Annotated in this window: 19 protein-coding genes; 16 read left to right on the top strand and 3 right to left on the bottom strand. The window is 72.3% G+C overall.

The genetic code is table 11. The features are described from left to right. Positions 1–269: 269 nt before the first annotated feature. Positions 270–1,574 carry a hypothetical protein gene (locus QFZ82_RS11045; protein WP_307713005.1) on the bottom strand — a complete coding sequence of 435 codons (1,305 nt, stop codon included), beginning with the start codon at positions 1,572–1,574 and terminating at the stop codon, positions 270–272. Between the two features lie 203 nt (positions 1,575–1,777). Here QFZ82_RS11045 and QFZ82_RS11040 point away from each other — a divergent pair, with 203 nt between their 5' ends. From QFZ82_RS11040 to QFZ82_RS11015, 6 genes are all read left to right on the top strand, one after another. Further along, the gene (locus QFZ82_RS11040) at positions 1,778–2,425 is read left to right on the top strand and encodes a response regulator transcription factor (RefSeq protein WP_307713004.1); all 648 of its coding nucleotides are present in this window, start codon (positions 1,778–1,780) and stop codon (positions 2,423–2,425) included. 381 nt (positions 2,426–2,806) lie between these two features. Continuing rightward, positions 2,807–6,751 (top strand): hypothetical protein, encoded by a 3,945-nt coding sequence (locus QFZ82_RS11035; protein ID WP_307713003.1) that lies wholly within the window; start codon positions 2,807–2,809, stop codon positions 6,749–6,751. Positions 6,752–6,757: 6 nt separating this feature from the next. Beyond that, entirely contained in the window at positions 6,758–7,423 is a 666-nt protein-coding gene (locus tag QFZ82_RS11030) for a DUF4255 domain-containing protein (protein WP_307713002.1), read from the top strand. Continuing rightward, positions 7,423–9,444 (top strand): ATP-binding protein, encoded by a 2,022-nt coding sequence (locus QFZ82_RS11025; protein ID WP_307713001.1) that lies wholly within the window; start codon positions 7,423–7,425, stop codon positions 9,442–9,444. Before QFZ82_RS11030 ends, QFZ82_RS11025 begins: the two co-directional genes overlap by 1 nt. Before the next feature lie 149 nt (positions 9,445–9,593). Beyond that, positions 9,594–10,307, top strand: coding sequence for a DUF4157 domain-containing protein (locus QFZ82_RS11020; RefSeq protein WP_307713000.1), 714 nt, complete (start codon positions 9,594–9,596; stop codon positions 10,305–10,307). 2 nt (positions 10,308–10,309) lie between these two features. Next, positions 10,310–13,834, top strand: a complete 3,525-nt coding sequence (locus QFZ82_RS11015) for a hypothetical protein (RefSeq protein ID WP_307712999.1) — start codon at positions 10,310–10,312, stop codon at positions 13,832–13,834. A 12-nt stretch (positions 13,835–13,846) separates the two neighbouring features. On the opposite strand, the gene QFZ82_RS11010 is transcribed toward QFZ82_RS11015, so the two are convergent. Then, positions 13,847–13,978 (bottom strand): hypothetical protein, encoded by a 132-nt coding sequence (locus QFZ82_RS11010; protein ID WP_307712998.1) that lies wholly within the window; start codon positions 13,976–13,978, stop codon positions 13,847–13,849. Positions 13,979–14,137: 159 nt separating this feature from the next. Here QFZ82_RS11010 and QFZ82_RS11005 point away from each other — a divergent pair, with 159 nt between their 5' ends. From QFZ82_RS11005 to QFZ82_RS10990, 4 genes are read left to right on the top strand one after another with little or no spacing between them, the layout of a single operon-like run. After that, positions 14,138–15,724: a phage tail sheath C-terminal domain-containing protein gene (locus tag QFZ82_RS11005; protein ID WP_307712997.1), complete on the top strand. Its 1,587-nt coding sequence runs from the start codon at positions 14,138–14,140 to the stop codon at positions 15,722–15,724. A 39-nt stretch (positions 15,725–15,763) separates the two neighbouring features. Next, the gene (locus tag QFZ82_RS11000; RefSeq protein ID WP_100110404.1) at positions 15,764–16,207 is read left to right on the top strand and encodes a phage tail protein; all 444 of its coding nucleotides are present in this window, start codon (positions 15,764–15,766) and stop codon (positions 16,205–16,207) included. Positions 16,208–16,214: 7 nt separating this feature from the next. Beyond that, complete coding sequence (locus QFZ82_RS10995; protein ID WP_307712996.1) at positions 16,215–16,727, top strand: hypothetical protein; 513 nt, start codon at positions 16,215–16,217, stop codon at positions 16,725–16,727. Further along, the gene (locus tag QFZ82_RS10990) at positions 16,724–16,879 is read left to right on the top strand and encodes a DUF6760 family protein (RefSeq protein ID WP_307712995.1); all 156 of its coding nucleotides are present in this window, start codon (positions 16,724–16,726) and stop codon (positions 16,877–16,879) included. Before QFZ82_RS10995 ends, QFZ82_RS10990 begins: the two co-directional genes overlap by 4 nt. 2,256 nt (positions 16,880–19,135) lie before the next feature. On the opposite strand, the gene QFZ82_RS10985 is transcribed toward QFZ82_RS10990, so the two are convergent. Then, a complete protein-coding gene (locus QFZ82_RS10985; protein ID WP_307712994.1) occupies positions 19,136–19,282 on the bottom strand; it encodes a hypothetical protein in 147 nt (48 codons plus the stop codon). Between the two features lie 39 nt (positions 19,283–19,321). On the opposite strand from QFZ82_RS10985, the gene QFZ82_RS10980 reads away from it, so the two are divergent. From QFZ82_RS10980 to QFZ82_RS10955, 6 genes are read left to right on the top strand one after another with little or no spacing between them, the layout of a single operon-like run. After that, positions 19,322–19,762 (top strand): phage tail protein, encoded by a 441-nt coding sequence (locus QFZ82_RS10980; RefSeq protein ID WP_307712993.1) that lies wholly within the window; start codon positions 19,322–19,324, stop codon positions 19,760–19,762. Between the two features lie 5 nt (positions 19,763–19,767). Further along, the gene (locus QFZ82_RS10975; protein ID WP_307712992.1) at positions 19,768–20,550 is read left to right on the top strand and encodes a LysM peptidoglycan-binding domain-containing protein; all 783 of its coding nucleotides are present in this window, start codon (positions 19,768–19,770) and stop codon (positions 20,548–20,550) included. Next, positions 20,540–22,393, top strand: coding sequence for a VgrG-related protein (locus QFZ82_RS10970; RefSeq protein ID WP_307712991.1), 1,854 nt, complete (start codon positions 20,540–20,542; stop codon positions 22,391–22,393). The genes QFZ82_RS10975 and QFZ82_RS10970 overlap by 11 nt, the downstream gene beginning before the upstream one ends. Before the next feature lie 44 nt (positions 22,394–22,437). Beyond that, entirely contained in the window at positions 22,438–22,719 is a 282-nt protein-coding gene (locus QFZ82_RS10965; protein ID WP_307712990.1) for a PAAR domain-containing protein, read from the top strand. 5 nt (positions 22,720–22,724) lie between these two features. Beyond that, complete coding sequence (locus QFZ82_RS10960) at positions 22,725–23,150, top strand: GPW/gp25 family protein (protein WP_307712989.1); 426 nt, start codon at positions 22,725–22,727, stop codon at positions 23,148–23,150. After that, positions 23,147–25,114 (top strand): putative baseplate assembly protein, encoded by a 1,968-nt coding sequence (locus tag QFZ82_RS10955; protein ID WP_307712988.1) that lies wholly within the window; start codon positions 23,147–23,149, stop codon positions 25,112–25,114. The genes QFZ82_RS10960 and QFZ82_RS10955 overlap by 4 nt, the downstream gene beginning before the upstream one ends. Positions 25,115–25,122 lie beyond the last annotated feature (8 nt).

The raw sequence follows: 25,122 nt of genomic DNA, 5'->3' as shown, positions 1-25,122 counted from the left end.
GGCCCAGCACGGCCTCGGCGCCGACGCGGTGGACGGGCTGTCGCGATTCTGCGAACTCAAGGCGTACGGGAGGCGCCGAGCCGGAGGCGGTGCGGCTGACGTCTGCGGAGTTCCAGCGAGCAGAGGAGGGTGGCGACTTCTTCCTCGTCACCGTCTCCGGGCCGGAGGCCGTACCGGGCTGCTCCGGTCTGCGGAGAGAGGCCACCTGGGGTCGCGAACCATGGGTGGCGGCGGCGCGTCGGCTCCGTCGCGCGGCGATTCCGGCCGTGTTACTCCAGCGTGCCGCTGAAGAGGACCGCCGCGTTGCAGCGGTCGGGGGCCGGGCCGGAGGGCGGGCGGCCCACTGTGCGGCAGGCGAGGGTCACCGTGATCTTCTGCTTCGGGCCCGCCAGGATCGCCGATGCCCAGTGGAAGTCCTGCTCGCGGAAGTTCTCCAGCGCGGGGGCGAGGAGGGTCTTGTCGCCCACCGAGAGCGTGATGGTGCCCGCGTCGCCCTGAGGGTTCTCCAGGACCAGATCCGTCAGGCGCAGCACTTTGCCGTCCGGGACCGTGTACGCCGCCGCGGCTGTGCCGCCGGCCGGGGCCGAGGGAGTCAGGCGGTAGGAGAACAGGGCGGCCTGCGGGAGCGGGGCCGGGCCTGTGCCCGGAGTCGCCGAGGCCGACGGGGACGCACTGCCGCCCGGGCCCGGCTTGCCGCCGCCGGCACCCGCCGACGCGGCCTCCTTGGCCTCGTCCGCCGCCTCCTTCGCCTCGGCCGCCTTGGACTCCGCCGCTTCGACCGGGACTTTCACCGCCTCCTTGGCGGCGCTGCGGACGACCGGCCGCAGCAACCCGAACCACAGACCCGCCAGCACGCCGAGGAGCACCAGCAGCGCGATCAGCAGCTTCAGCAGGCCCGCCGAGACGATCGGACGCTGCAGCAGACTGCCGTCGAGAGGCTCGGGGGCCACCTCCGGCGCCCCCTCCGGGCCGGGGGACGGGGCCGCGATCACCTGGAAGACGTGCGGCACGGCCACCCCGCGCCACATCCACCTCCTCGGCTTGACGGGCAGCTTCACGAACGCCGCCCGTCCCGGCTCCACCACTGTGGCCTGGGAAGGCAGCCCGAACTTCAGCAGATCACCTTGGTCCTTGCCCGAAAGGGCAACGGACAGGGGATAGTTGCCGCGGTTGTCCAGCGCCACCTGGAATCGGGCACCGGTGCGTCCCTGGCCCAGCCGCGGGGTCAGTTCCGCGGTGAAGTCGGCGTACGGCCGGATGTGCAGGACGCCCTCGGGCACCGTGGCGTACTGCGGTTGCTCCTGTGGCAGCACCCGTACGCCATAGGTGAGTTCACCCGGCGGCACAGTGGTGTCCCTGGGCGGTCGGACCACCAGCTCCACCTGCCCGCTGGTGCCGGGGTTCAGGGACAGTGTCGCCGGCTCGACCACACTCCAGTCGGCGGCCGGACCCAGGACCTCGAAACTGTAGGCCTCGACGACGTTTCCGCCGTTGCGGATCTCGAGCGGGATCCGGGCCTCCTCGCCGGGCAGCACCGGGGCGGGGGAGGCATCCAGAAGAGCGGAAGTGGTCATGAGGGGACGGTAGGGACCCGGGCCGGAGGGCTCCGCTCCCCTGCGGACACACCCAAGGGCACGTTGCGTTGCCCGTTGAGCCGGCGTGGAGTGGCTGCTGACTGCCCGGGTGTTCACTGGACCACAGGTGAGGAAGTGCCTGGCACGACAGGCGCCGCTCTCGCATGGCGTGGGGGCGCGCCGACTTTGGGGGGTTGCTGAACATGCGATACCAAGGAGAGAGCGGCGCGGAGCGTATCCGGGTGCGGCTGATGGCCCAGGACCCGATTTCGCGGGCCGGGCTGGCGGGGCAGTTGAGGAACTGCCCCCAACTCGAGCTGCTGGGGGAGGAGGAGAACGACGGGCCGGCCGTGGCCGTGGTGTCCGTGGACCGGATCGGGGAGACGGAGATGCAGACCTTGCGCCGTTTCCAGCGAGGCGGTGGATGCGGCACCGTGCTCGTGGCCACCGAGATCGACGATGCGGGGCTGGTCGCCGCCGCCGAATGCGGAGTGCTGGGTGTCGTCCGGCGGGCCGAGGCGTCCACGGACCGGCTGGTGCAGGTCATCACGGCCGCGGCGAGCGGCGAGGGCAGCGTGCCCGCGGACCTGCTGGGACGCCTGCTGGACCAGGTGGGGCGGCTGCAGCGGCAGGTGCTGGATCCGCGCGGCCTCGCGTTCACCGGGCTGGCGCCGCGGGAGGTCGACGTGCTGCGGCTGATCGCGGAGGGCAGCGACACCGCGGAGATCGCGCGGACGCTGGCCTTCTCGGAGCGTACGGTCAAGAACATCCTCCATGACGTGACGACGCGGCTGCAGCTGCGCAACCGTTCGCACGCCGTGGCGTACGCGATGCGGCAGGGCTTCATCTGACCCGGCCCGAACCTGGACCGCGCGAAGGTGAGTTCGGGCCTGCCCGGGCCCGGGTCGGCGCCGGACGGGCCCGGGGTCACCGCGGTCGGCCGCCGCCGGGCCTGCGCCGCCGAACACCGGCTCGTTCGCGCTGAGCCCGGACGCACTGCCTCTTAGGGCAATTGGGGTTACCCCGACCGGTGCCCCTTCTCGGGCTGCCTGCGGGGTGCGCTGCGGACAGGGTTGTCCTGAGGAGGGCTGCCCGGATGCTGTCGGCGCCCCCCGGGGGGCGCGCCCCCCCGGGGGCGCGGGGGAAACGTCCGGCGGATGCGCGTGCTTGAAGGTGTTTTCCGCTCCGTCCGGGGGCGGCGAGGGCTGGGTCTGCTGCTCGCCATGGTGCTCGTGAGTACGACACCCGCCGCGGGTCCCGCCGTCATGGCCGCAGAATCCCCGCCCGCGCCGGCCGTCGACGAACTCCCGCCCGACCCGGGCCGGATCGCGTACGTCGGCGACGGCCCCCATCGCAGCGTGGCCACGATCGGCCAGGGCGGCGCTCTTGTGCCACTGCTGCCGCCCGGCGCGGCGGGCAACGACTGCCAGGCATCCGCACGCGGCGACGACGTGGTCTGGGTCAGCGACCGCAGCGGCACGGGGGAGGGGGTGTTCCGGCGCACCGGCGACGGGCCGGTGACCCCGGTCGTGCACCTGGACGGCGGGCGGCTGGCCGATCCCGTGCTGTCCCCGGACCGGCGTTGGATCGCCTTCGTGTCGTGGGAGAACGACGACGGCGAGGGCAGCCGCACGTCGGCCTACCGCTGCGACGACTCCCGAGGCCGGTTCGGCGGTGCGCAGCCCTCCGTGTGGGTCGTGCGTACGGACGGCACCGGGCTGCGTGAGGCCGTCAGCAACGCGGACTGGGCCGACTGGTCCCCGGACGGCACGGAGTTCGTCTTCACGCGGGAGGAGCGGGCCTACCGTACGACCGTGGCCGCGGGCGGTGCGGAGGTCCCGGTCTCGTACGGGCAGACTCCGGCGGCCAGGCCGGTCTGGGAGCCCGCAGTCCCTGGCGGCAGGGACCGGATCGCGTACATCACCCGCACCGGCGAGGATGAGCAGGCGCTCGCCACGGTCCCCGCGGCCGGCCGCGGGGAGACGCCGGCCGACATCCTTGCGGTCGGGGACCGCTACCGGTACGGACGACACGGCGCCGCATGGAAGCCCGACGGCAAGGAGTTGGTGTTCCTGTCCGGTGAGCCGTTCCTCGTCGACGCCAGGGCCGAAGCCTGCGGCACCTGCCGGGGCACGCCGCTGTTCGACCCCGACAACGTGGTGCTGTACGAGACAGAGAACGTCGGCTGGTTCAGCCCGGCCGGGGGCGAGCCTGCCGTCCTGGTGTCCGGGAGGGACCTCGAGGACTTCACCATCGAGAGCCAACGGGCGGCGGTACCGCTGGACCGGCTCGAACTGCGGGCCGCACAGGGCGAGGAGAGCGCCCTGTCCGATCCCGTGTACGCGCCGGACGGGCGCACGATGGCCTTCGTACGGACCACCGGGCCGCTGGATGCACCGGCCACCGAGCGGATCCTCGTGGGGGAGGAGCTCGGGTTGGCCCGGGCGGTGCCACTCCGGTACGAGGAAATGGGTCAGGGGGAACACCAGGAGCGGCCGGCCTGGTCCCCGGACGGCACCAAGCTGGCCTTCGCCCGGTCGGCGCCTCCCAGCCCCGGCGACCCGGATCCGGCTGCGCAGATCGTGGTCGTGGACATCTCCCGGGGACCGCAGGACGGACAGCTGCTGCACGTGGTGCCGAAGCGGACGAGGCCCGGATACGGGTGCTACTCGGACGACCGTGACCCGACCTGGTCACCCGACGGCGGCAAGCTCGCCTTCTCGCGGGCGAGTTACTGCTCGAGGATCAGCGCGGTTCCGGGGCAACCGCTGAGGGGACCGGCCCCGGGTGGCGCCAGGATTGCCGTCGACGACGACAGCGGCGGCGGAACGTCGGACGGCAGCGGGCCTCCCGTTGACGACGGGCCGCCTTCGGACGACGGCGCCGGAACCTCCGACGGTCCCGTCCGGACCCAGGACGACACCAGAGACCGCCACATCTGGACCGCCGAGGCGAAGCGGGGCGGCGTGCAGTTCGACGTGTCGGCCGCGCAGTGCGGCAGCCCCGAGTGCCGCGTGGTCGACGTACGGCCCGCCTACCGCCCCGGCACCGGCAGCATCGCCTTCGTACGCCAGACCAGCGTGCCCATCGACCCCGGCCTGCGTGCCGCACCCGTCTCGGGCTACGAAGGGCCGCGGATGGTGCTGGAGGTGGGCGACGACGGCACCCGCTGCCGGGGGCTCGTGCCCTTCGGCGACGCATGCCCTCTCGCCGTGCCCCCGGTCGACGGCGACGGGCCGGGCTACGACATGCCGGACAACCCCGCCTGGTCGCCCGACGGCCACCGGCTGGCCGTCGACGTGGTGGTGTCCGGCTGGGACTCGGTGACCGACCGCCGGATCCGCGTGGTCGACCCGGCGAACGGCCAGGGAGAGACGCTGCCCGGCAAGCTCTACAACGGGCAGCAGCAGCCCACCTGGAAACCGAGCTCCGACCTGCGGGTCCACCTCACCACCCCCGATTCTCCGCTGATGCTGGGCGACACCGGCACGGTCGTCCTCGTCGTGCGGAACCACGGCGTCGCCTACTCGCCCCGGACCAGGGTCCGCGTCGAGCTGCCGACCGGACTGGACTTCGTCGCGCCCTCCGACCCCCAGGGAGCCTGCACGGCCGATCCGGCCGACGCCCGGCAACTGCTGTGCGACGTGGGCGTGCTGAAGTCCGGCACCGAGGTGCGGATCGAGCTGGACGTGAAGGGCGTCGCACCGGGTGCACAGACGATCGAGGCGACAGCGGAGGGCGCCCTGACCGACCATCAGCCGCAGGACAACACCGACGAGCTGGTGGTCCAGGTCGTGGTCCCGGACCTGGCGGTCACCGCCACGGCCACCCCGCCGGTCATCAAGATCCGCGAGCGGTCGACCGTCGAGTTCACGGTCCGCAACGCCGGCTCCGCGACCGCCGCGAACGCCCGGCTCACGCCGGCCGTTCCGCCCGGCCTCACGCTCGTGTCCGGCACGCAATGCCCGGCCGCGGGCTGCGACCTGGGCAGTATCGCTCCCGGCGCGGAGAAGAAGGTCACCCTCGTCTACACAGCCCGGAACGCCTTCTCCGGGACGATCGAGGGCAGAGTGACCGCGACCACGCAGGACATCAACCCCGACAACGACCGCGCGTCGGTGGACCTGACCGTCGTCGACCCCCGGATGCCCGACCCGGCGATCACCGTGACCGCGACGCCCTCCCGGATACCGCCCGGTGACAGGTCGACCGTCGTCTACACGGTACGGAACCTCGGCGACGCCCCCGCGAAGTCGGTGCTGCTGACGCCCGTACTGCCGAGCGGGCTGACCGTCGTCACCGCCACACCCGCCTGCCCCGCCACCGGCTGCGCCCTCGGGGACCTGGCGCCGGGAGCCACGGCGACCGTGACCCGGGTGGTGACCGCGAGCAACGCCCTGCGCGGGTCCGTCGCCGGTACGGTCACCACTCCCGGCCCCGACACCGACCCGGGGAACAACTCCGCCTCCGCGCCGCTGACCGTGGACGAGCGGCCGTCGCCCCCGCGGCGCTCCGCGGACCCGTCCGTGTCGGTGACCGCCGGGCCGCGCACGGCGTACTCGGGCGGCCGGATCACCGCCGAGGCGACCATCCGTAATGCCGGGCAGGTCACCGCGACCGGGCTGACGCTGAAGGTCGTCGTGCCGCCCGGGCTCCGGGTCGTGTCGGTGTCCCGGCCGCCGTGCCTGACCGCGGACGGCTGCGGGCTCGGGAACCTGGCGCCCGCGGCCGGCACCACCGTACGGCTGCGGCTGGCGGCGGACCGGGCGCTGACCGGAGCGATCACGGCGACGGTCACGACAACGGGCTCGGACAGCAACCCCGCCGACAACACCGCGAGCGCCCCGCTGACCGTGCGTCGGCCCGTGCTCCGGCTCGACCCCGAGCTGGGACCGCCCGGTGCGGTCACCCAGGCCCGCGGCAGTTCCTTCCCGCCCGGGGCCACGGTGCGGCTGCGCTGGAGCGAGGGCGTGACGGCGGCGTCCGCGCCGGTGGTGGTCGGGGCGGACGGGACCTTCTCGGCGCCGGTGCTCGTGCTCGTACAGGACGCGCTGGGGCCGCGGGCCCTGCGGGCGACGCACGACGCAGTGCCCGGGCCGCTGTTCCGCGAAGTGAAGGCCGAGTACCTCGTGGTGCCCGGAGTGCTGCAGCCGTCCGTCTTCCAGTGGCGCAGGTGACCGGACATGATCCATGAAGTGGACGAGGCGCTGCGGGAACTGGTGCGAGGGGAGGCGCTGGGGGAGGGCGCGGACGTCGAGGTCGTCTTCGACGCGCCGACCCGGGACTGGGCGGCCCGGCGCAACACCCCCACCGTGAATCTCTACCTGTACGACATCCGGGAGGACTTGCGGCGGCGCTCGCGCGGACGGCAGAACATCTACGACGAGCAGGGCCGGGTCACCGCCCGGACCCTGCCGCCCCGCTACTTCACCCTCTCGTACCTGATCAGCGCGTGGACCCAGCGACCGGAGGACGAACACCGGCTGCTCTCCGCCCTGTTGGCGTGCTTTCTCCGGCATTCCGCACTGCCCAGCGGGCGGTTGGGAACCGAGCTGACGGCGACAGGGCTGCCCGTGCCGGTCTCCATCGCACTGCCACCCCCGGAGGACCGGGCGTTCGCGGATGTGTGGTCGGCGCTCGGAGGGGAGCTGAAGCCTTCGCTCGACGTGGTGGTGAGCGCGCCGGTCACCACGGCACCGGTCTACCCGGCGGGGCCACCGGTGGAGGAGGGGCTGGCGGTCGACCTGTCGGACGTCCATGCGCCGACCGCGGCTCCGGCGTCCGTACCCGTCCCGGGGCCGCGTGGCCCGCGACGCGCCCGCCGCCCCGGCGACCGGACGGGTGCTTGATGGACCATCTGCTGGGACGGCTCGGGATCGTCGAGGCACGGGTACGCCGGGCCGTCCAGGCACGACGGGCCGTGGACCCGGACGCGGACGACCCCTTCCGGGGCCTGTACCTGTCGGAGGACGCTGTCCTGCGGATTCTGGACGAGCCGCGGACCGTGCCATGGCCGGACGACCCGGTGGACGTGCCCGACCGGGAGGCCCTGGAGCGGGCCGCGGAGTCCTCCAGGCTGACCGCGCTCCAACGGAACTTCGGCCTGACGCCGCTGGACGTCGAGCTGCTGCTCATCGCGCTGGCACCGGACCTCGACGGCCGGTTCGAGCAGCTCTACGGCTATCTCAACGACGACGTGACGCGCCGGCGTCCGACGATCGGGCTGGCCCTCGGTCTGTGCGGGGTGGCCGCGGTCTCGGCCGGGGCGCGGGCCCGGCTGGCGGCCGACGCACCGCTGGTGGAGCGTGGCCTGCTGCTCGTGGAGGAGTGGGAACGCCCCTTCCTGGGCCGGTCGTTGCGGGTCCCGGACCGGGTCACCAGCCATCTGCTGGGTGACGACGCCATGGACCCGGTACTGGTGGACGTGATGCGCCCGGTGCGGGCCGGGGCCCTGCCCGAGGGGGCCCTCGGCGATCTTCCGGAGCGGCTCGCCGGTGCCGTACGGGACGCGATCTCGCCGGTGTACCTACGGGAGCCCGCGGGTGGTACCGCGCAGGAGCTGGCCGCCGACGCCCTGGCCGGGGCGGGGCGCACGGCATTCGCTCTGGACCTGGCGCGGTTGGCCCGGCAGACCGGTCCCGAGGCACTGGTCAGGGCGGCCGGCCGGGAGGCCGCACTGGCAGGGGCGGGCCTGATCGCGGCCCCGGTGGAAGCGCTGGCGGAGCGGCTGGAGCTGCTGCGGGTCCTGGCCGGGCTGCCCGTACCGGTACTGCTGGCAGGCCAGGCGGGCTGGGACCCGCAGTGGTCGGACGGCACGCCCCTGCTGGTGGAGATCGGACGGCTGGGGGCCGCGGCGCGGGCGGCGCTGTGGCGGCAGGTGCTGGGGGACGGGAGCACGGGGGACTCGGTGGCTGCCTTCGTCCTCACCCCCGAGCAGATGCGGCGCGCGGCGTCGGCGGCCCGGCAGCAGGCGGTCCTGGAGCGCGGCCCGGTGGGCGAGGCGGAACTGCTCCACGGGGCGCGGGCGCAGAGCACCTCCGGTCTGGAGCGGCTCGCCCGCCGGATCCAGCCGGCGGTGGGCTGGGCCGACCTCGTACTCCCGCCGGGCGTACTGGGCCAGCTGCGGGAGCTGGCCGCGCGGGCCAGGCACCGGGACCGGGTGCTGGGGGACTGGGCGATGCGGCCGGGCGGCGGACGCGGACGCGGGGTGATGGCGCTCTTCGCCGGGGACTCGGGCACCGGCAAGACGATGTCGGCGGAGGTCATCGCCGGGGCGCTGGGACTGGACCTGTACACGGTCGATCTGGCGACGGTCGTGGACAAGTACGTGGGGGAGACGGAGAAGAACCTGGAACGGATCTTCACGGAGGCGGCGGGCGTCAACGGGGTGCTCCTCTTCGACGAGGCGGACGCGGTCTTCGGCAAGCGCTCCGAGGTGAAGGACGCGCACGACCGCTACGCCAACGTGGAGAGCGCGTATCTGCTGCAGCGGATGGAAACCTTCGACGGACTGGCGGTGCTGGCGACGAACCTGCGGGCGAACCTGGACGAGGCGTTCACGCGCCGCCTGGACCTGGTGGTGGACTTCCCGCTGCCGGACGCGGAGCAGCGAGAGGCGCTGTGGGACCGCTGCCTGGGCACGGCGCTCCCCCGAGCGGACGACATCGACCTGGCCTTCTGCGGGAGGGCGTTCGAGCTGGCGGGTGGCGACATCCGCTCGGCGGCGGTCACGGCGGCCTACCTGGCGGCGGAGGCTGAGCGTCCGGTCTCGATGGCGGATCTGGTGGCGGCGGTGGCGCGGGAGTACCGGAAGCTGGGCCGGCTGTGCCTGGAGAGCGAGTTCGGCCCGTATGTGGGCCTTGTGCGATAGCCGTAGGGGTGCCATCTGCCCGAAGGGGCAGTCGGCCCTGCCCCTGGGTGGCACCGGGAGCCTCTGTCCGACGGGCGCGGCACGGCGGATGGTGGCAGGTGAGCCAGGCGAACCGAGCCCTCACAGCGGCACCGGGGTCAGGGGGAGAGATGCACGGACACGAACACGGGCACGAGCACGACGCGGAGGACGTGGCCGGTCCGCGGCCCAAGGCCGAGCAGGACGACGCGGGCGCCCCCGATGCCCTGCTGCTCAAGGCGGCGGCCGGCGGGCGGGCCGATGTGCTCGGCCCGGGCGGGATGCTGCGGCTGCAACGGGCCCTCGGCAACAGCGGTGTCGGGGCCGTGGTGCAGCGCTCCTCCGTGCACGACGTGGTGAACTCCGGTGGCGGCAGGCCCCTCGATGCCGAGGTCCGCACCGACATGGAGGCCCGGCTCGGGCACGACTTCGGCGACGTGCGGGTTCACACGGACTCCGCCGCGCAAGAATCGGCGCAATCGGTCAACGCACATGCATACACGGTCGGTTCGCACGTCGTGTTCCAGCGGGACGCCTACGACCCCGGCTCCCACCAGGGCCGTACCACCCTGGCGCACGAGCTGACGCATGTCGTGCAGCAGCGGTCGGGCCCGGTGGACGGCACCGAGACCGCCGGGGGCATCAAGGTCAGCGATCCGTCCGACCGGTTCGAGCGCGAGGCCGTGGCCAACGCCGAGCGGGTGATGGCCGCCCCGGCCCCTGTGGTCCCCGCCGCCTCGGTGCAGCGGGCGGCCGAAGAGGGCCAGGAGGCTTCCGTGCAGGGCGTGTTCGTGCAGCGCGCGGAGGCCGAGGAGGCCGAAGAGGACGAGGCCCCGGCGGAGTAGGGGTGAAGGCCACAGCGGACCGGGCCGCCGGGGACGAACCCGCACGGGAGACCAAGGCGCCGCCGCGCCGGGCCCCGGACAGCGGTCCGGCCGCGGCCACCCGGCCCCGGCCGCTGGACCCACGAGCGGTCCAGCGGCTGCAGGCCCGTGCGGGGAACGCCGCCGTGGCCCGCCTCGTGGCGAAGCCGCAGCCCGCACCCGTACAGCGGCTGGACTCCGGCTCCGCACTGCCCGTTGCGCCCACAGGCCTGACACCGCAGACGGACCCGCGCTTCCAGAAGGTCGCCGGTGACATCCGGGCCAAGAAGAACGCCCTGGCGGCCCATCCGAGTACCTCGTCCCAGGTGAAGGCCGCGAAGGACGCGGCGAAGCCGCCCGGGGACGACAAGGAGGCGCAGGCCAAGGCAGCGCAGGCCGGGGAGATGGGCGCGGCGAAGCCCGGCACCTTCGACAAGGAGGCCTTCGTCGCGGCCGTGTCCGCCGCGATCGCCACAAAGGCGCCCAAGACCCTCGACGAGGCGGACACGTTCACCCGGTCCGGGAAGACCGACGAGATCAAGTCCCAGGTGTCGGGCCAGGTGAAGGCAGGCAAGGAGGGCTCGGCCAAGGACATCACGGAGAAGACCGCGAAGGCCCCTGACGAGTCGAAGGCCGTCGAGAAACCGGTCACTCCGCTGCCGGGGCAGCCCCCACCGCCGACGCTCGCGCCTCCGGACCCGAAGGCGGCAGCGGTGGCGAAGGCCCCGCCCGAGCAGACCGACCTGAGTACGGGGCCCAAGGAGACCGACGCCATGATGGCGGAGGCCAAGGTCACCCCGGAGCAGCTGGCCCACTCCAACGAGCCGCAGTTCAAGGAGGCGCTGGACGCGAAGAAAGCGACCGACGCGCACGCGGCGACGGCGCCCGCCCAGTTCCGGGCGGCGGAGGCGGCGCGGGTGGCCGCCGAGCAGGGCGGCGCGGCCGCCGCCGGCCCGGTCGGCATCCAGGCGATGACGGCGGCGAAGGCGGGTGCCGCGCAGCAGGTCGCGTCGGGCCAGGGCGCCGCGCAATCCAAGGAGGAGCAGGAGCGGGCGCGAGTAGCGGCGGAGATCAGGGGGACCTTCGACGCGACGAAGAAGGAGGTCGAGGGCATCCTCGGCGCCCTCGACACCGAGGTCGAGACGGCGTTCGACAACGGGCAGAAGGCGGCGAAGGCGGCCTTCGACGCGGACCACCAGACGAAGATGAAGGCCTGGAAGGACGAGCGCTACTCGGGCATCACGGGCGCGGCCCGCTGGCTCGCCGACGCGGTGCTGGACCCGCCGCCGCGCGCCAACCAGATCTTCGCCGAGGCCCGACTGGTCTACGAGCGCGAGATGCGGGCGGTCATCTCGAACATCGCGGACCTGATCGGCAAGCGGCTGGCCGACGCGTCGAACGCGATCGCGCGAGGAAAGCAGAGGATCGCCGACAAGGTCGCCGAACAGCCCAAGAATCTACGGCAGTTCGCGCAGCAGGCTGCGAACGACATCGGCGGGGAGTTCGAGCAGCTCGAGTCCTTGGTCTCGGAGAAGTCCCAGAGCCTGGTGCAGGACCTGGCGGACAAGTACGTCGCGGCGCGCGGCGAGCTCGACGAGGAGATCAAGAAGCTTCAGGAGGAGAACAAGGGCCTGCTGAGCAAGGCGAAGGACGCGATCGCGGAGACCGCCGCGACCCTCCTGAAGCTCAAGGACATGCTCCTCGGCGTCCTGGCCCGGGCCGCCGGCGCCATCGACAAGATCATCTCCAACCCGATCGGATTCCTCGGCAACCTCGTCAACGCGGTCAAGGCGGGCGTGACGGGCTTCGCCGCGCGGATCGGTGAACACCTCAAGAACGGCCTCAAGCAGTGGCTGTTCGGCCAGCTCTCGGCGGGCGGCATCGAAATCCCGGAAACCTTCGACGCCAAGGGCATCATCAAGCTGATCCTTTCCATCCTCGGCCTGACCTGGACCAACATCCGCACCCGCATCGTGGCCCGGATCGGCGAGCGCGCGATGGGGGCCCTGGAGACCGGCTTCGAGATGGTCAAGGTTCTGGTGACGGAGGGCGTCGGAGGCCTCTGGAAGTGGATCGCCGAGAAGATGTCCGACCTCAAGGACACGGTCATCGGCGCGATCAAGGACTTCGTCACCGAGAAGATCGTCACGGCGGGCATCACCTGGATCGTCTCGATGCTGAACCCGGCGTCGGCGTTCGTGCGGGCCTGCAAGGCGATCTACGACGTGGTGATGTTCTTCGTCAACCGCGCGGCGCAGATCAAGAGCTTCGTCGACTCCGTCCTCGACTCCATCGAAGGCATCGCACGGGGCGGTGGCGGAGGCGTCCCGGCCCTGATCGAGCAGAGCCTGGCGAAGGCGGTCCCGGTGGTCCTGGACTTCCTGGCCAGTTTGTTGGGCCTGGGCGGCATCTCGGCGAAGATCAAGGAGATCCTGCAGAAGGTCCAGGCGCCGGTGATGAAGGCGGTCGACTGGGTCATCGACAAGATCGTAAGCGCGGGCAAGAAGGTCCTGAGCAAACTCAAGGCGAAGGTCCAGGGCGGCGACGACAGCCCGGAGGGCAAGCAGGCACGCCTGGACAGGGGCATGGCTGCGGCCGGCGCCCTCGCGGCGCGGTTCGCCGGGAAGCCTGTGGCCAAGGAGCTTCTCACGCCTGGACTCGCCGCAATCAGGGCGCGGTACGGCCTGCTGCGGCTGGACCTCGTGCTGGACGGAAAGAAGTGGGCGGTCGAGGGAGAGGTCAACCCGAAGTCCCGGCTGGGACTGGACCTGGAGGCCGAGGACGGTGCCGAGGACGAGGTCTTCATCGGCCACTTGGAGGCGTGCCTGCATTCCATCGTTGACCGCGAAGGCGGAACTGAACACGACGCCCGGGTCCGGCTCTCGGAGGCGACTTACGAGGACAACGTCAAGACACTGCGGGCGATTGCCAGAATGAGCACCGACCCGGGCATGCCTGCCGCACTGCAGGCTGCCATCGACATCCTCAACGACGCGCGGACGAACGGCGGCGCCAACGCTCACGAGGTGTATCAGCGGGTGGTGGAGGCAACGCGCCCGGTCAAGGCCGTCTACCCCGATGTGACGCTCACTCCGAAGAAGAGGGGGCAAGTCCTCCAGGCCCACCACCACGACAAGGAAGTGGCGCAGTCCCCAGGGGTACACAAGGAGACGCGCGAACAGCGGCTGAGGGCCAGGATCAACGGATTCATCGCCAACGCCAAGAAGGGGACGAGCAAGTATCCAGAACTGAAGGAGCTTGCGGACGAGTTGCGAAGCGCCCCCTCCGACGACCGGAGGAACGAGATCGTTCGCCTCGCCGCCGGCCAGCGGACGGATGACGAGATCGACAAGAAGGGACAGGGCGGCGAGCGGCAGACCCTCGAGGAGATCGATGTCGTCATCCTGACGGCCCGGGCACACTCGGCGGCGCACCGGGGGCAGGAGGCCGAGGCAGCCGTACGCCCGCGGAAGGAGGGCGGGATCGACGGCCCAGCCGAATGGGACTGACTCCCCATGGTGTTACCTGCCGTCGTACCCGTCGTACGCGTCGTACGCGCCGTACCCGTCGCCAGTCAGGCGGGACCTCGGTTCTGCATCGCCCCAGTCGAGCGGGCTGCCCGGTGTCGTCGCGCTCACTGCCCAGGCGATCACGGGTGCGGCGTCGACGCGATCGCAGCCGCCATCGAAGGGCCGGGAGGGTGCCCGAAGGGGCACCCCGGGGTTCCCCCAGGGCCGTACGACAGGTCATGACCTTGAAGGGTCACGCGGCGCACGCTTGGGGCGACCGTTACGTCCCAGGGGAGGGCCAGGATGCCGTCGTACAAGTCACCAGGCGTCTACGTCGAAGAGGTCGAGGCCGGCTCGCGCCCGATCGAGGGCGTCGGGACCGCTGTGGCCGCCTTCGTCGGGCTGGCGGCCGAGGGGCCGTACCACACGCCGACCCTGGTGACGAACTGGAGCCAGTTCACCTCCACCTTCGGGGACTTCATCGAGGGGTCGTACCTGGCCCATGCCGTCTACGCCTACTTCCTCAACGGGGGCGGGACCTGTTACGTCGTACGGATCGGCGGGGACGGCGGGCCGGCCGCCCAGGAGTCGCGGCCCGCGACCGCCGCCGGGAAGCGGGGCAAGACCGGGGCGCTCCCCGCAGGGCCGCGCACTGCGCTCGGCGGGTTTCAGGTCGCCGCCCTGGAGGGGACGGGCGAGCAGATCGCTGTGGAGGTGGCGGACGCCAAGGGGGAGTCGCCCGGCGAGGACGCCTTCACGCTGAACGTGAAGCGCGCGGACCGGGTCGAGGAGACCTGGGAGGTCTCCGCCAAGCGGAGCCAGCGCAACTACGTGGTGACGGTGGTACGGGACAAATCGCGGCTGATCACGGTGGAGGACGCCGGGCCCGCGCAGGCGCTGGGCCGGCCCGAGAACCAGACGGTCGGCCTCGCTCCGGCGCCCGCCCCCGCGCCGGCGGCGCCCGCCGTCCCCCCGGCCCTCAGCGCTGCCGACTACGTCGGAAGCACCGCCGAACGCAGCGGGTTCGGCGGGCTGGAGACCGTCGACGAGATCACGATGCTGGCCGTGCCGGATCTGATGAGCGCCTACCAGCAGGGTGCGCTCGACGCCGGAGGGGTCAAGGCCGTCCAACTGGAGATGATCGCCCACTGTGAGCGGATGGGGAACCGCGTCGCGATCATCGACCCGCTGCCCGACCTCTCGCCGCAGAGGGTCAAGGACTGGCGCAGGACGGGCGCCGGATACGACTCCAAGTACGCGGCCCTGTACTACCCCTGGGTGAAGGTGGCCGACCCCATGGCCCCGAACCAGACGAAGTTCGTCCCGCCGAGCGGGGCCATGGCGGGCGTATGGGCCAGGAACGACGAGAGCCGCGGCGTGCACAAGGCCCCCGCGAACGAAGTCGTGCGGGGAACCGTGGACCTGGCGGTCCATCTGACCAAGGCCGAGCAGGCCCTTCTCAATCCGATCGGGGTGAACTGCCTCCGCAGCTTCCCGGGACGCGGAATCCGGGTGTGGGGCGCGCGCACCCTGTCGTCCGACCCGGCCTGGCGTTACCTCAACGTCCGGCGGCTGTTCAACTACATCGAGGAATCGATCCTCATCGGCACCCAGTGGGTGGTCTTCGAACCGAATGACGACGCCTTGTGGGCCCGGATCCGCCGGACCATCTCGGCCTTTCTGGTCAACGAGTGGCGCAAGGGCGCGCTGTTCGGGCTGACGCCCGACGAGGCCTTCTACGTGAAGTGCGACCGCGAGACGAACCCGGCCGAGGGGATCGACGCGGGGGAGGTGGTCTGCGAGATCGGGATCGCGCCCGTGAAGCCGGCCGAGTTCGTGATCTTCCGGCTGGCCCAGTTCTCGGGCGGCACCAGCCTCGTCAACGAGTAGAGCAGCAAGCAGAGCATGAGCAGGTAAGGGGCGGATGGCATGGCACTGCCGGACATGGACACCTCGGTCGGTCACTCCTTCGGGCTGGAGATCGACGGGGTCGTCATCAAGCAGATCAACGAGGTGACGGGCCTGAAGATGGAGCAGGACGTCATCGAGCTGAAGCAGAACACAGCGGACGGCAAGTACGTCATCAAGAAGCTGCCGGGTCGGCCGAAGGCGGGCGAGGTCACGCTGACGCGCGGTCTGACCGCGGACAACAACTTCGAGAAATGGATCAAGGACGCCCGGTTCGGGAAGATGGGCACGGCCCGCAAGGGCGGCGCGATCATCGTCTTCGACTACGAAGGCCAGGCGATCAAGCGCTACACCCTGGTGAACGCCTGGCCCAAGAGCCTGGAGATCAGCTCGCTGAAGGCGGGCGACACCAGTGTCCTGACGGAAAAGCTCGTCATCACGTACGAGCAGATGGACGTGGCGTGAGCGCCTGATGCGACGAAAGATTGCACCGACGTCCGCCATCGGGGAGAAGGCCGGGGCGGGGGCCGAAACCGTCGACCCGCTCGAGGGGTTCGAGGCGGCCCGTGGGTTCGACGCGGTCGAGGCCCGGGCCGGTGGAGGAGCCGACTCGATGCGCACCGAGTTCACCTTCGAACTGCCCCGCGGATACGTCGACGAGACGGGGCGGGTGCACCGCAGCGGGGTGATGCGGCTCGCCACCGCTCGCGACGAACTCGTACCGCTGCGGGACGACCGGGTGCGGGAGAACCCGGCGTATCTGTCGGTGGTGCTGCTCGGGCGTGTGGTGGAGCGCATCGGCTCGGTGACGGACATCCACGCGGGCGTCATCGAGGACCTGTTCGCCTCCGACCTCGCGTTCCTGCAGGACTTCTACCAGCGAATCAACGCCGAGGGGCACACCCGGGCGCAGGTGACGTGTCCGTCCTGTGAATCGGCCTTCGCGGTCGACCTGGCGGGTGGTGGACGCCTGGGGGAATCATGACGTACGCGACGGAGCAGCTGTACGGCGAAGTCGCGTACATCGCCTACCACTTCCACTGGCCACTGGAGGCGATCCTCGAACTGGAGCACCCCGAGCGGCGCAGGTACGTCGACCAGATCGCCCGGCTGAACCGGCCGGCCGGGGGGCGGTGAGAGACGGTGTTCGACGCGCTGCGGAGCTGGTTCCGCGGAAGGGCTCCTGTGCCCCCGGCCGGCGTAGGTTCGGGCATGGAGCCGACTGCTGTGCAGCCTCGTGAGGCCGATCCCGGCTGGCGCGATCTGCCGGTGCAGCGGCTGACGTTCGGGGCGCCCGCGCTGGTGAGCGACCCCAAGGGCTTCGGTGACTCACTGGCCTCCTGGCGCAATCCGTCGCTGCAGCGCCGCCTGGGGCACACGGTGAGCGCGGACGCGCCGTCGGGGGTCGTCGGCGGAGTGCTGGAGCCCACACCGCGTCCCGCGTCCGTGCAGAGGTGGGAGTCGTCGGCAGGACAGGTCCCGCCGCACGGGCGGCCGATGGGGCATGCGGCCGGCGATGGGACGGCTGCGGCCACCCGGCCGGCCGAGTCGGTTCGGCCGGCCGACGCGGTGGCTTCTGCGGCCGTGCAGGAGGCGCCTGGGCTCGCTGCTCCGGTCGCCCCCGAGGCGCCGGTTCCTCCGGTGGTGGTCCCGCTCGCCCCGCAGCGGGCCCTCACCGTGGCCCGCGCCGTGGAGCTGCCGGTTCCGACGCTCACGGTAAGGGCATTGCCGGTACCGGAGCCGAAGACGCGGAGTGTGCCGGACCGCCCGGCAGTCGCCCGTCCAGACCCCCAGGAGCAGGTGCCCGCGGCGGAACCCATGGCGGTGCAGCGGTCCACGGCCGATCCCGATCCGAGGTCGGACCCGGCGGTGACTCCTGCGGTGACTCCTGCGGTGACCCCTGCGGTGACCCCTGCGGAGAGTGATCGGCCCCTTGCCGGGGAGGTGCCCCTCGTCGCCGTCCCCGTCCGCGGCGACCCGGGCTCCCCGGCCACTGCCCTCCCGTCCGATGCGGCCGGGGCCTCCACGGAACCGCCGGCCAGAACCGCCGATGCGCCCCCGTCGGCCTCAACGGCGCCGGTCTTGCCGAGCGAGGCTGCCGTCTCCGTTCAACGGGCGGGTGAACCTTCCAGGGCAGAACTGCCTCCTGCTCATGGTGCGGAGGTGCGACCCCTCGTGGGGGACCAGCCACTGGCGGCCGTCAGTCCCTCGGCATCGGCCTCGGAGCCGCCTCCATCCGTACCGGTGCAAGGGGTGGAGCTGCCCGTTGTGCCGATGGCCGATGCACCGTCGGCGACGCCACGGTCGTCGGCCGGAATCCGGCCGGAGCCGGTCGACGTGCCCATGACTCCGGACGCCCACCCCGAAGAGTCGTTGCCGGTGCAGAGAACGGAACAGCCGGAGCCAGGACCAGGGACCGGGTCGGAGAGCTCCCCGATGGGTGAGCGCCCGCTGGTGGGGGAGCAGCCGCTCAGCCTTGCAGGCGCTCCACCACTGGTCACTCCGGAGCCTGCTCCGGCGCGGCGGGTCGGGCTGGGGGCCCCGCTGTCGTCCGCGCCGGGAGCTTCCGTGGCGGGGCCCGTACCCGTAACCGTGCAGCGCCGGGAGCAGCAGCCGCCTGCCCGGCGGCTGGGCCTCGGGGCTCCGCTGGCCGCCGTACCCGAACCGGCAGCGGCTCCGGCGCCCGTATCGGTTCCCGCTCCGACACCGGAGCCGACGGTCCCCGTGCCCGTCGTACCGGAGATCGTGCCGGAGGATCTACGGCCGGAACCCGCTTCCGCTCAGCGTCAGGAGGAGCCGCTGACCGTGGTACGGGCCACGGCGCTTCAGCGGGCCCCCGAGGAGGTGCCCCTCGCGCCGGACCCGGGGCCCGAGCCCGTGGCCGGGCTCGTGGGGGAGCGCGCACTTGAGCTGCAGGCCGCACCTGTGCCCGTGCCCGGGACCGAGGCCCGGAGCCCGGACCCCGCGCCGCCCGCGGCCGTGCCGGTGACCTGGGTACCCTCGCCCGCTGCTCCCGTACAGCGAGGGGGGCCGGTCGTCTCCGGCCTCGTCGTGTCCGCGGCCGTACCGTCCTGGGCACCTCCGCCCGTGGCCGGGTCCGCGTCCGCGTCCGTACAGCGATCCACGGCGCCCGACTCGTCGGCGCCCGTGCCGTGGGAGCCCGGGCCCGTACCTGCGCCCGCTGCCGCGCACCTACCCGTACAGCGTGTCGCGCTGCCCGAGCCGCCGCCCGGGCCGACCGCACCGGTTTCCTGGGCGCTCCCGCCCGCGGCCGTACAGCGAGCACCCGAGGCAGCACCGGAACCCGCACCAGCACGGGAACCAGCCCCGGAACCGGAACCCGAGCCGCCCCAGTCGGCCCCGCCACTCCCCGCCCAGGCGCAGCAGCAGTCCTCAGCCCCGGCAACTGCGGCCGCTCCAGGCGGCGGTGAGTCCACCGACGAGCTCGTCCGGCGGCTCGTCGGGCCCCTCGGCCGACTGCTCCGCGCCGAGCTGCGGCTCGACCGGGAGCGGGCCGGCGTACGCCTCGATCCCCGTCACTGAACGACGTCAGAATCACCGAACGCCTGAAGGGAAGCCATGGCTCGGAACCAGCAGCCGGACCCCGCCGTGAGCGTGTGCTTCACGGTCGAGATCGACAACATCAACCTCGGGGCGTTCAACAGCTGCGAAGGCCTCGGCTGCGAAGTCGTCATGGAGCAACGTGAGGAGGGCGGCAACAACGGCTACGTCTGGCAGCTGCCGTCCCGGATCAAGTTCTCCAACATCAAGCTGAGCCGGCCCGTCACCAAGGACACCGAGAAGGTCACCGCCTGGCTGTCCGGCATGATCAACGGCGTTGCCCGGAAGACCGCGCACATCAGCGCGATGACCGTCGAGGGCACCGTCGTGGCCCGCTGGAGCCTGATGGACGTGGTCCCCGTCCGCTGGACCGGGCCGTCCCTCAGCCCGGAGAACGTCAAGGTGGCCACCGAGACACTCGAGATCGCCCACCACGGCTTTCTCCACGGGGGGAGTTGAGTCGCATGGCCAACCAGCCGGTCGCGTTCATCGCCGCTGCGGCCCCGCCCGGACCCGCCGACCCGAAGGGGGGCGGCGGCTCCCGCCCCAAGCTCGAACGGGCCTATCTGGAGTTGCGCCAGCCCCCGGCCGACGGCGGGACGACGACCCCCGGCCCGCGCATGGGGCAGATCGACTTCCAGTTCAACCCGAAGGAACTCACCCTCGCCAAGACCGCCAAGTGGGAGCGGAAGACCGCCAAGGGCGCCAAGAAGGCCGGGCCCGCGGAGTTCAAGGGCGCGGGTCCGTCCAAGCTCACCCTGGAGATGTTCTTCGACGCCACCGCGCAGCAGGACGACAGCGTGGTGTCGGCCGTCGAGTCGCTGCTGTCCTGCTGTGTGCCCACCGACCAGACCCACCAGAAGCAGCAGGGCGTGCCGCCGTGGGTGATCTTCCACTGGGGCGGGCTCACCGGATTCGTCGGGTACGTCAGCCAAGTGCAGGCCAAGTACACCCTGTTCACGCCCGGGGGCCTGCCCATCCGGGCCACCTGCCAGGTGACCCTGGAGGAGATCAGCGGGCCCGTGCCGGGCCAGAACCCCACCTCGGGCGCGCTCGCCGCCCGCCGGGTGCACCGGGTGGTCTCCGGGGACACGCTGGCGCTGCTGGCCTGGCGCGAGTACGGAGATCCGGCCGCCTGGCGGGACATCGCCGAGGCCAACGGCATCGACGATCCGATGCGCCTGGCACCCGGGACGGAACTGCTGCTGCCCGCCGCCGAGGAGATCGGGGCCCCGCATGGCCGGTGAGAGCTTCGCCAACTCCCTCGCCGTCGAGGTGAACGGACAGCCGCTGCCCGCGCCCGTGGCCGAACTGATCGTCTCCGCCTACGTCGACGACTCCACCCAGCTGCCCGATCTGTTCGTCGTCCGCTTCCGCGACCCCCACCACCTGGTACTGCCCAGGACGGGCATCACCATCGGCACGCCGATGAAGCTGTACGCACGCGCCGGCGACGACGCTCAGCGTCAACTCCTGGTCTCCGGCGAGGTCACGGCCGTCGAGATCGACCTCGACGCCACCGGCACCTTCACCGTGGTCCGCGGGCTCGACCACGCGCACCGGTTCTTCCGCGGCCGCCGCGTCGCCGGGTACCGGCAGATGACCGCCTCCGACATCGCCGTGCAGGTGGCCAAGCGGGCCGGGCTGCCGATCGGCAGGGTCGACTCCACGACCACGGTGTACGAGCACCTGGCCCAGCCGGGCATCACCGACTGGGAGTTCCTGCACCGGCTCGCGGACCTCGCGGGCACCGAAGTCGCCGTCGTCGACGGGAAGTTCGTCTTCCGGGATCCGGCGAGGGCCGAGACGGCGCCCGCGACCTCCACCCGGCCGCAGGCCAGCCCCTACGTGCTCGAGTTCGGGCGGAACCTGCTGCGCTGCCAGGCCGCGGTCACCGCCGCCGACCAGGTCCAGCAGGTCGAGGTGCGCGGCTGGGACGTGCAGGCCAAGGCCGCAGTCGTCGGCCGGGCTCCCGCCGACCGCAGCGAACGGCTCCAGCTCGGGCTCACGCCGGGTCAGGCCGCCGTCTCCTTCCGCAAGGCCGTCTTCCTGGCCACGGACACCCCGTACGGCACTCAGGCCGAGGCCGACCAGGCCGCCAAGGCGCTCGCCGCCGACCTCGCCGCCTCGTTCGCGGAGCTCGACGCGGTCGCCATGGGCATCCCGCAGCTGCGCGCCGGGACAGCGGTCACCCTCGCCAATGTCGGGGCGCCCTTCGAGGGGAAGTACACGATCTCCGGCAGCCGGCACGTCTTCGACGCGGACACCGGCTACCAGACGTGGATCACGGTCGGCGGCCGCTCCAACCGCTCGCTGTACGGACTCGCCTCGGGCGGGGGCGGCGGACTCCCGCAGGACCGCGTCGGCGGCCTCGTCAACGCGACGGTGACCGACACCCGGGACCCCGAGGGGCGGGGCCGGGTGAAGCTCGCCTTCCCCTGGCTGGACGGGGAGTACGTCAGCGACTGGGCCAGGACCGCGGACCTCGGCGGCAAGGGCGGCGGAGGCGTCTTCGGCCCGGAGGTCGGCGACGAAGTGCTGGTCGGTTTTGAACAGGGCCGGGTGGACCGTCCCTATGTCATCGGCGGGCTCTACAACGGCCAGGACAAGCCGTCCGAGCACGACTGCGCGCTCGTCGACTCCACGAGTGGAGCCACCAACCGCCGTTCCCTGGTGACCCGTTCCGGCAACCGGCTGGAGCTGCTCGACGCCGCGAACGGGCCCAAGGGCGTACGCCTGGCGACCGGCGACGGCAAACTCACCCTGCACCTCGACCAGAAGGCCACCTCCGTCACCGTGCACAGCGACGGGAAGGTCGAGATCACCGCGAAGGAGAAGGTCACCGTGACGGCCGAGCAGGGCATCAGCATGGACGCCGGTACCGGAAAGCTCGAACTGTCCGGTCAGTCCGTTCAGGTCAAGGCCCGGACGGGGGTCGACGTCGACGGCGGCGCGGGTGCGGTGAGGCTGCAGACCAACGGCCAGGTCGAGGTCAAGGGCACCACCGTCGGGGTCGACGGGAAGGCGAGCACCGAGATCAAGGGCGGGGCCAGCTGCTCGATCAGCGCCGCCCTCGTCCGCATCAACTAGCCGTATCGACCAACCGCATCAACCAGCCTGAGGAGTCGTACGAGATGCCGCCTGCCGCACGCGTCGGTGACCCCACCGGGCACCCGGGGGTGATCGGGCCGCCCGGGGTGCCCACCGTGCTGATCGCGGGGATGCCCGCGGCCGTGGTCTCGACCCCCCACATCTGCTCGTTCCCGCCGCCGGCCGTGCACCCTCCGTCCGCGATCGCCCCGCCCGGCTGCCCCACCGTTCTCATCGGCGGCCTGCCGGCCGCGCGTGTGGGCGACCTGGCCGTGTGCGGGGCGCCGATCGTCATGGGCGCGGTCACCGTGCTGATCGGGGGCTGAGGACAGTGGGAGAGCAGTTCATCGGCTCCGGCTGGGCCTTTCCGGTACGGACCGACCCGACGGGGGCCGTGGCGCTGGTCGGCGGGGACCGGGAGATCGAGGAGAGCATGCGGCTGATCCTCGGCACCGCGCCCGGCGAGCGGCCCATGCGCCCGGAGTTCGGGTGCGCGATCCACGACCACGTCTTCGCGCCCGCCGACGCGGCCACGGCCGCGCACCTTGCGTACGAGGTGCGGCTGTCGCTGGAGCGGTGGGAGCCGCGGATCGACCTCGTCGACGTCGACGTCACCTTCGACGGGCAGGACGAGGGCACCCTCTACATCGACATCCGGTACGCGCCCCGGGGCACGAACGACCCCCGGAACCTGGTCTTTCCGTTCTATGTGATCCCCGCGCACGAGAACGGCTCCGCGGAGGCAGGTGACCGGTGAGCCTGCCCGAGCCCCATCTCGACGACCGGCGCTTCCAGGACCTCGTCGACGAGGCCAAACGGATGGTGCAGCAGCGCTGCCCCGAGTGGAGCGACCACAACGTCTCCGACCCGGGCGTCACGCTGATCGAGGCTTTCGCGCACATGACCGATCAGCTGATCTACCGGCTGAACCGGGTCCCGGACAAGAACCACCTGGCGTTCCTCGACCTGATCGGGCTCACCCTGCACCCGCCCACGGCCGCCCGCACCGACGTCACCTTCTGGCTCTCGGCGCCGCAGGACCAGACCGTGCAGGTGCGGGAGGGGACCGAAGTCGCCACGCACCGCACCGAGACCGAGGAGGCCGTGGTCTTCTCGACGGTTCGCGAAGTGGCCGTCGTGCCCGTGGAGTTGACCGTCCTCGCCGTCGTGACCGGCGAACCGGGCGCCGTGGCCGCCGACCAAGGGCCGGAGCTGTCCCCCAGACTCCGTCCGGGGGGACCCCCAGCCGGCCGCGGGGTGCCCTGCTTCTCCGCCGTACCGCAGCCCGGCGACGCCGTGCTCTTCGGCCTCTCGGGGGCCGCGCCCTCCTGCGTGGTGGCGCTGCGGCTGGACTTCCCGGTGGCCGGCCACGGCATCGACCCCGAGCACCCGCCGCTGGCCTGGGAGGCGTGGACCGCGGAGGGCTGGACCCGCTGCGAGGTCGACCGCGACGGCACGGGCGGCTTCAACCGGCCGGGCGACGTACTGGTCCAGCTGCCCGCCGGGCACCTGGCCTCCGTGGAGGCCCGGCAGCGGGCAGGCTGGCTGCGGTGCGTGGTGCAGGCCCCCGTCGAGGGGCAGCGTACGTACTCGGCGACTCCGGAGCTGCTGTCCGCGGAGGCGTTCACCATCGGCGCGACCGCCCCGGCCGTGCACGCCGAAAGCTCGGGCGAGGAACTCCTCGGCGTTTCCGAAGGCGTGCCCGCCCAGACCTTCACGCTGGACCGGGCTCCCGTGGTGGCGGGCGGCCCGCCGTTCGTCGTGGAGACCGTGGCCCCCGGAGGCGACTGGACGGAGTGGACCGAGGTCGAGCACTTCGGCGAATCCGGCCCCCTGGACCGGCACATACGACTGGATCGCAGCACCGGCGAGGTGAGCTTCGGCCCGGCGGTACGGCAGGCCGACGGCAGCCTGCGGCACTACGGGGCCGTTCCCGCCAAGGGCGTCCCGGTGCGGGCCCGTTCGTATCTCGCGGGGGGTGGACGGCGCGGCAACGTGGCGCGCCGCGCCCTCGCCGTGCTGCGCAGCTCGATCCCGTACATCGCACGGGTGGAGAACCGGCGGGCGGCGAGCGGCGGGGTCGACGGCGAGGACGTGGCGAACGCCCGGCTGCGCGGTGCGTCGGCGCTGCGCACCCGGGATCGGGCCGTGACGGCCGACGACTACGAGTACCTGACCAGGCAGGCGGCCCCGGAGATCGCCCGGGTGCGGTGCGTGGACACGGGCGCGGGCGGGGTACGGGTGCTGCTGGTCCCGACTGCCGAGGACGACGGTGAAGGACGCCTGGAGTTCGGGCAGATGGCCTGCCCGCCGCAGCTCCTGGCCCGGGTCGCGGCACATCTGGACGCGCGGCGCATGCTGGGCGCACGGCTGGTCGTCGAGCCGCCGTACTACCAGGGCGTGACGGTGGTCGCGGTGCTCCAGGCGGCGGCGGGCGTCCCGGCCGCCCGGGTGCAGCAGGCCGCGCTCGCCGCCCTGTACTGCCGTCTGAACCCGCTCACCGGCGGCCCGGACGGGAACGGCTGGCCCTTCGGGCGGGCCGTGCACAGCGGGGAGGTCTTCGCGGTGCTCCAGCAGGTCGCCGGGGTGGAGGCGGTGGAGAACGTACGGCTGTTCCCCGCGGACCTTCGGACCCGCCGGCGCGGCGAAGAGGTGGAGCGGATACCGCTGGACGCGGGCTCGCTGGTCTTCAGCTACGACCACCAGGTGCGGGTGGTGTGAGACGAGTG

The organism is Streptomyces sp. V4I23 (assembly GCF_030817975.1).
In the GTDB taxonomy this organism is placed as follows: domain Bacteria; phylum Actinomycetota; class Actinomycetes; order Streptomycetales; family Streptomycetaceae; genus Streptomyces.
Note: the sequence above shows the minus strand (reverse complement) of the source record. Positions and strands in the feature narration are given on the sequence as shown.

Bases quoted from the DNA above. Each gene is read 5' to 3' on its own strand.
- QFZ82_RS11030 (WP_307713002.1), top strand. From the start codon at position 6,758: ATGATCCATGAAGTGGACGAGGCGCTGCGGGAACTGGTGCGAGGGGAG.
- QFZ82_RS11000 (WP_100110404.1), top strand. From the start codon at position 15,764: ATGGCACTGCCGGACATGGACACCTCGGTCGGTCACTCCTTCGGGCTG.
- QFZ82_RS10965 (WP_307712990.1), top strand. From the start codon at position 22,438: ATGCCGCCTGCCGCACGCGTCGGTGACCCCACCGGGCACCCGGGGGTG.
- QFZ82_RS11045 (WP_307713005.1), bottom strand. From the start codon at position 1,574: ATGACCACTTCCGCTCTTCTGGATGCCTCCCCCGCCCCGGTGCTGCCC.
- QFZ82_RS10995 (WP_307712996.1), top strand. From the start codon at position 16,215: ATGCGACGAAAGATTGCACCGACGTCCGCCATCGGGGAGAAGGCCGGG.
- QFZ82_RS11020 (WP_307713000.1), top strand. From the start codon at position 9,594: ATGCACGGACACGAACACGGGCACGAGCACGACGCGGAGGACGTGGCC.
- QFZ82_RS10990 (WP_307712995.1), top strand. From the start codon at position 16,724: ATGACGTACGCGACGGAGCAGCTGTACGGCGAAGTCGCGTACATCGCC.
- QFZ82_RS11005 (WP_307712997.1), top strand. From the start codon at position 14,138: ATGCCGTCGTACAAGTCACCAGGCGTCTACGTCGAAGAGGTCGAGGCC.
- QFZ82_RS10970 (WP_307712991.1), top strand. From the start codon at position 20,540: ATGGCCGGTGAGAGCTTCGCCAACTCCCTCGCCGTCGAGGTGAACGGA.
- QFZ82_RS11040 (WP_307713004.1), top strand. From the start codon at position 1,778: ATGCGATACCAAGGAGAGAGCGGCGCGGAGCGTATCCGGGTGCGGCTG.
- QFZ82_RS10975 (WP_307712992.1), top strand. From the start codon at position 19,768: ATGGCCAACCAGCCGGTCGCGTTCATCGCCGCTGCGGCCCCGCCCGGA.
- QFZ82_RS10980 (WP_307712993.1), top strand. From the start codon at position 19,322: ATGGCTCGGAACCAGCAGCCGGACCCCGCCGTGAGCGTGTGCTTCACG.
- QFZ82_RS11025 (WP_307713001.1), top strand. From the start codon at position 7,423: ATGGACCATCTGCTGGGACGGCTCGGGATCGTCGAGGCACGGGTACGC.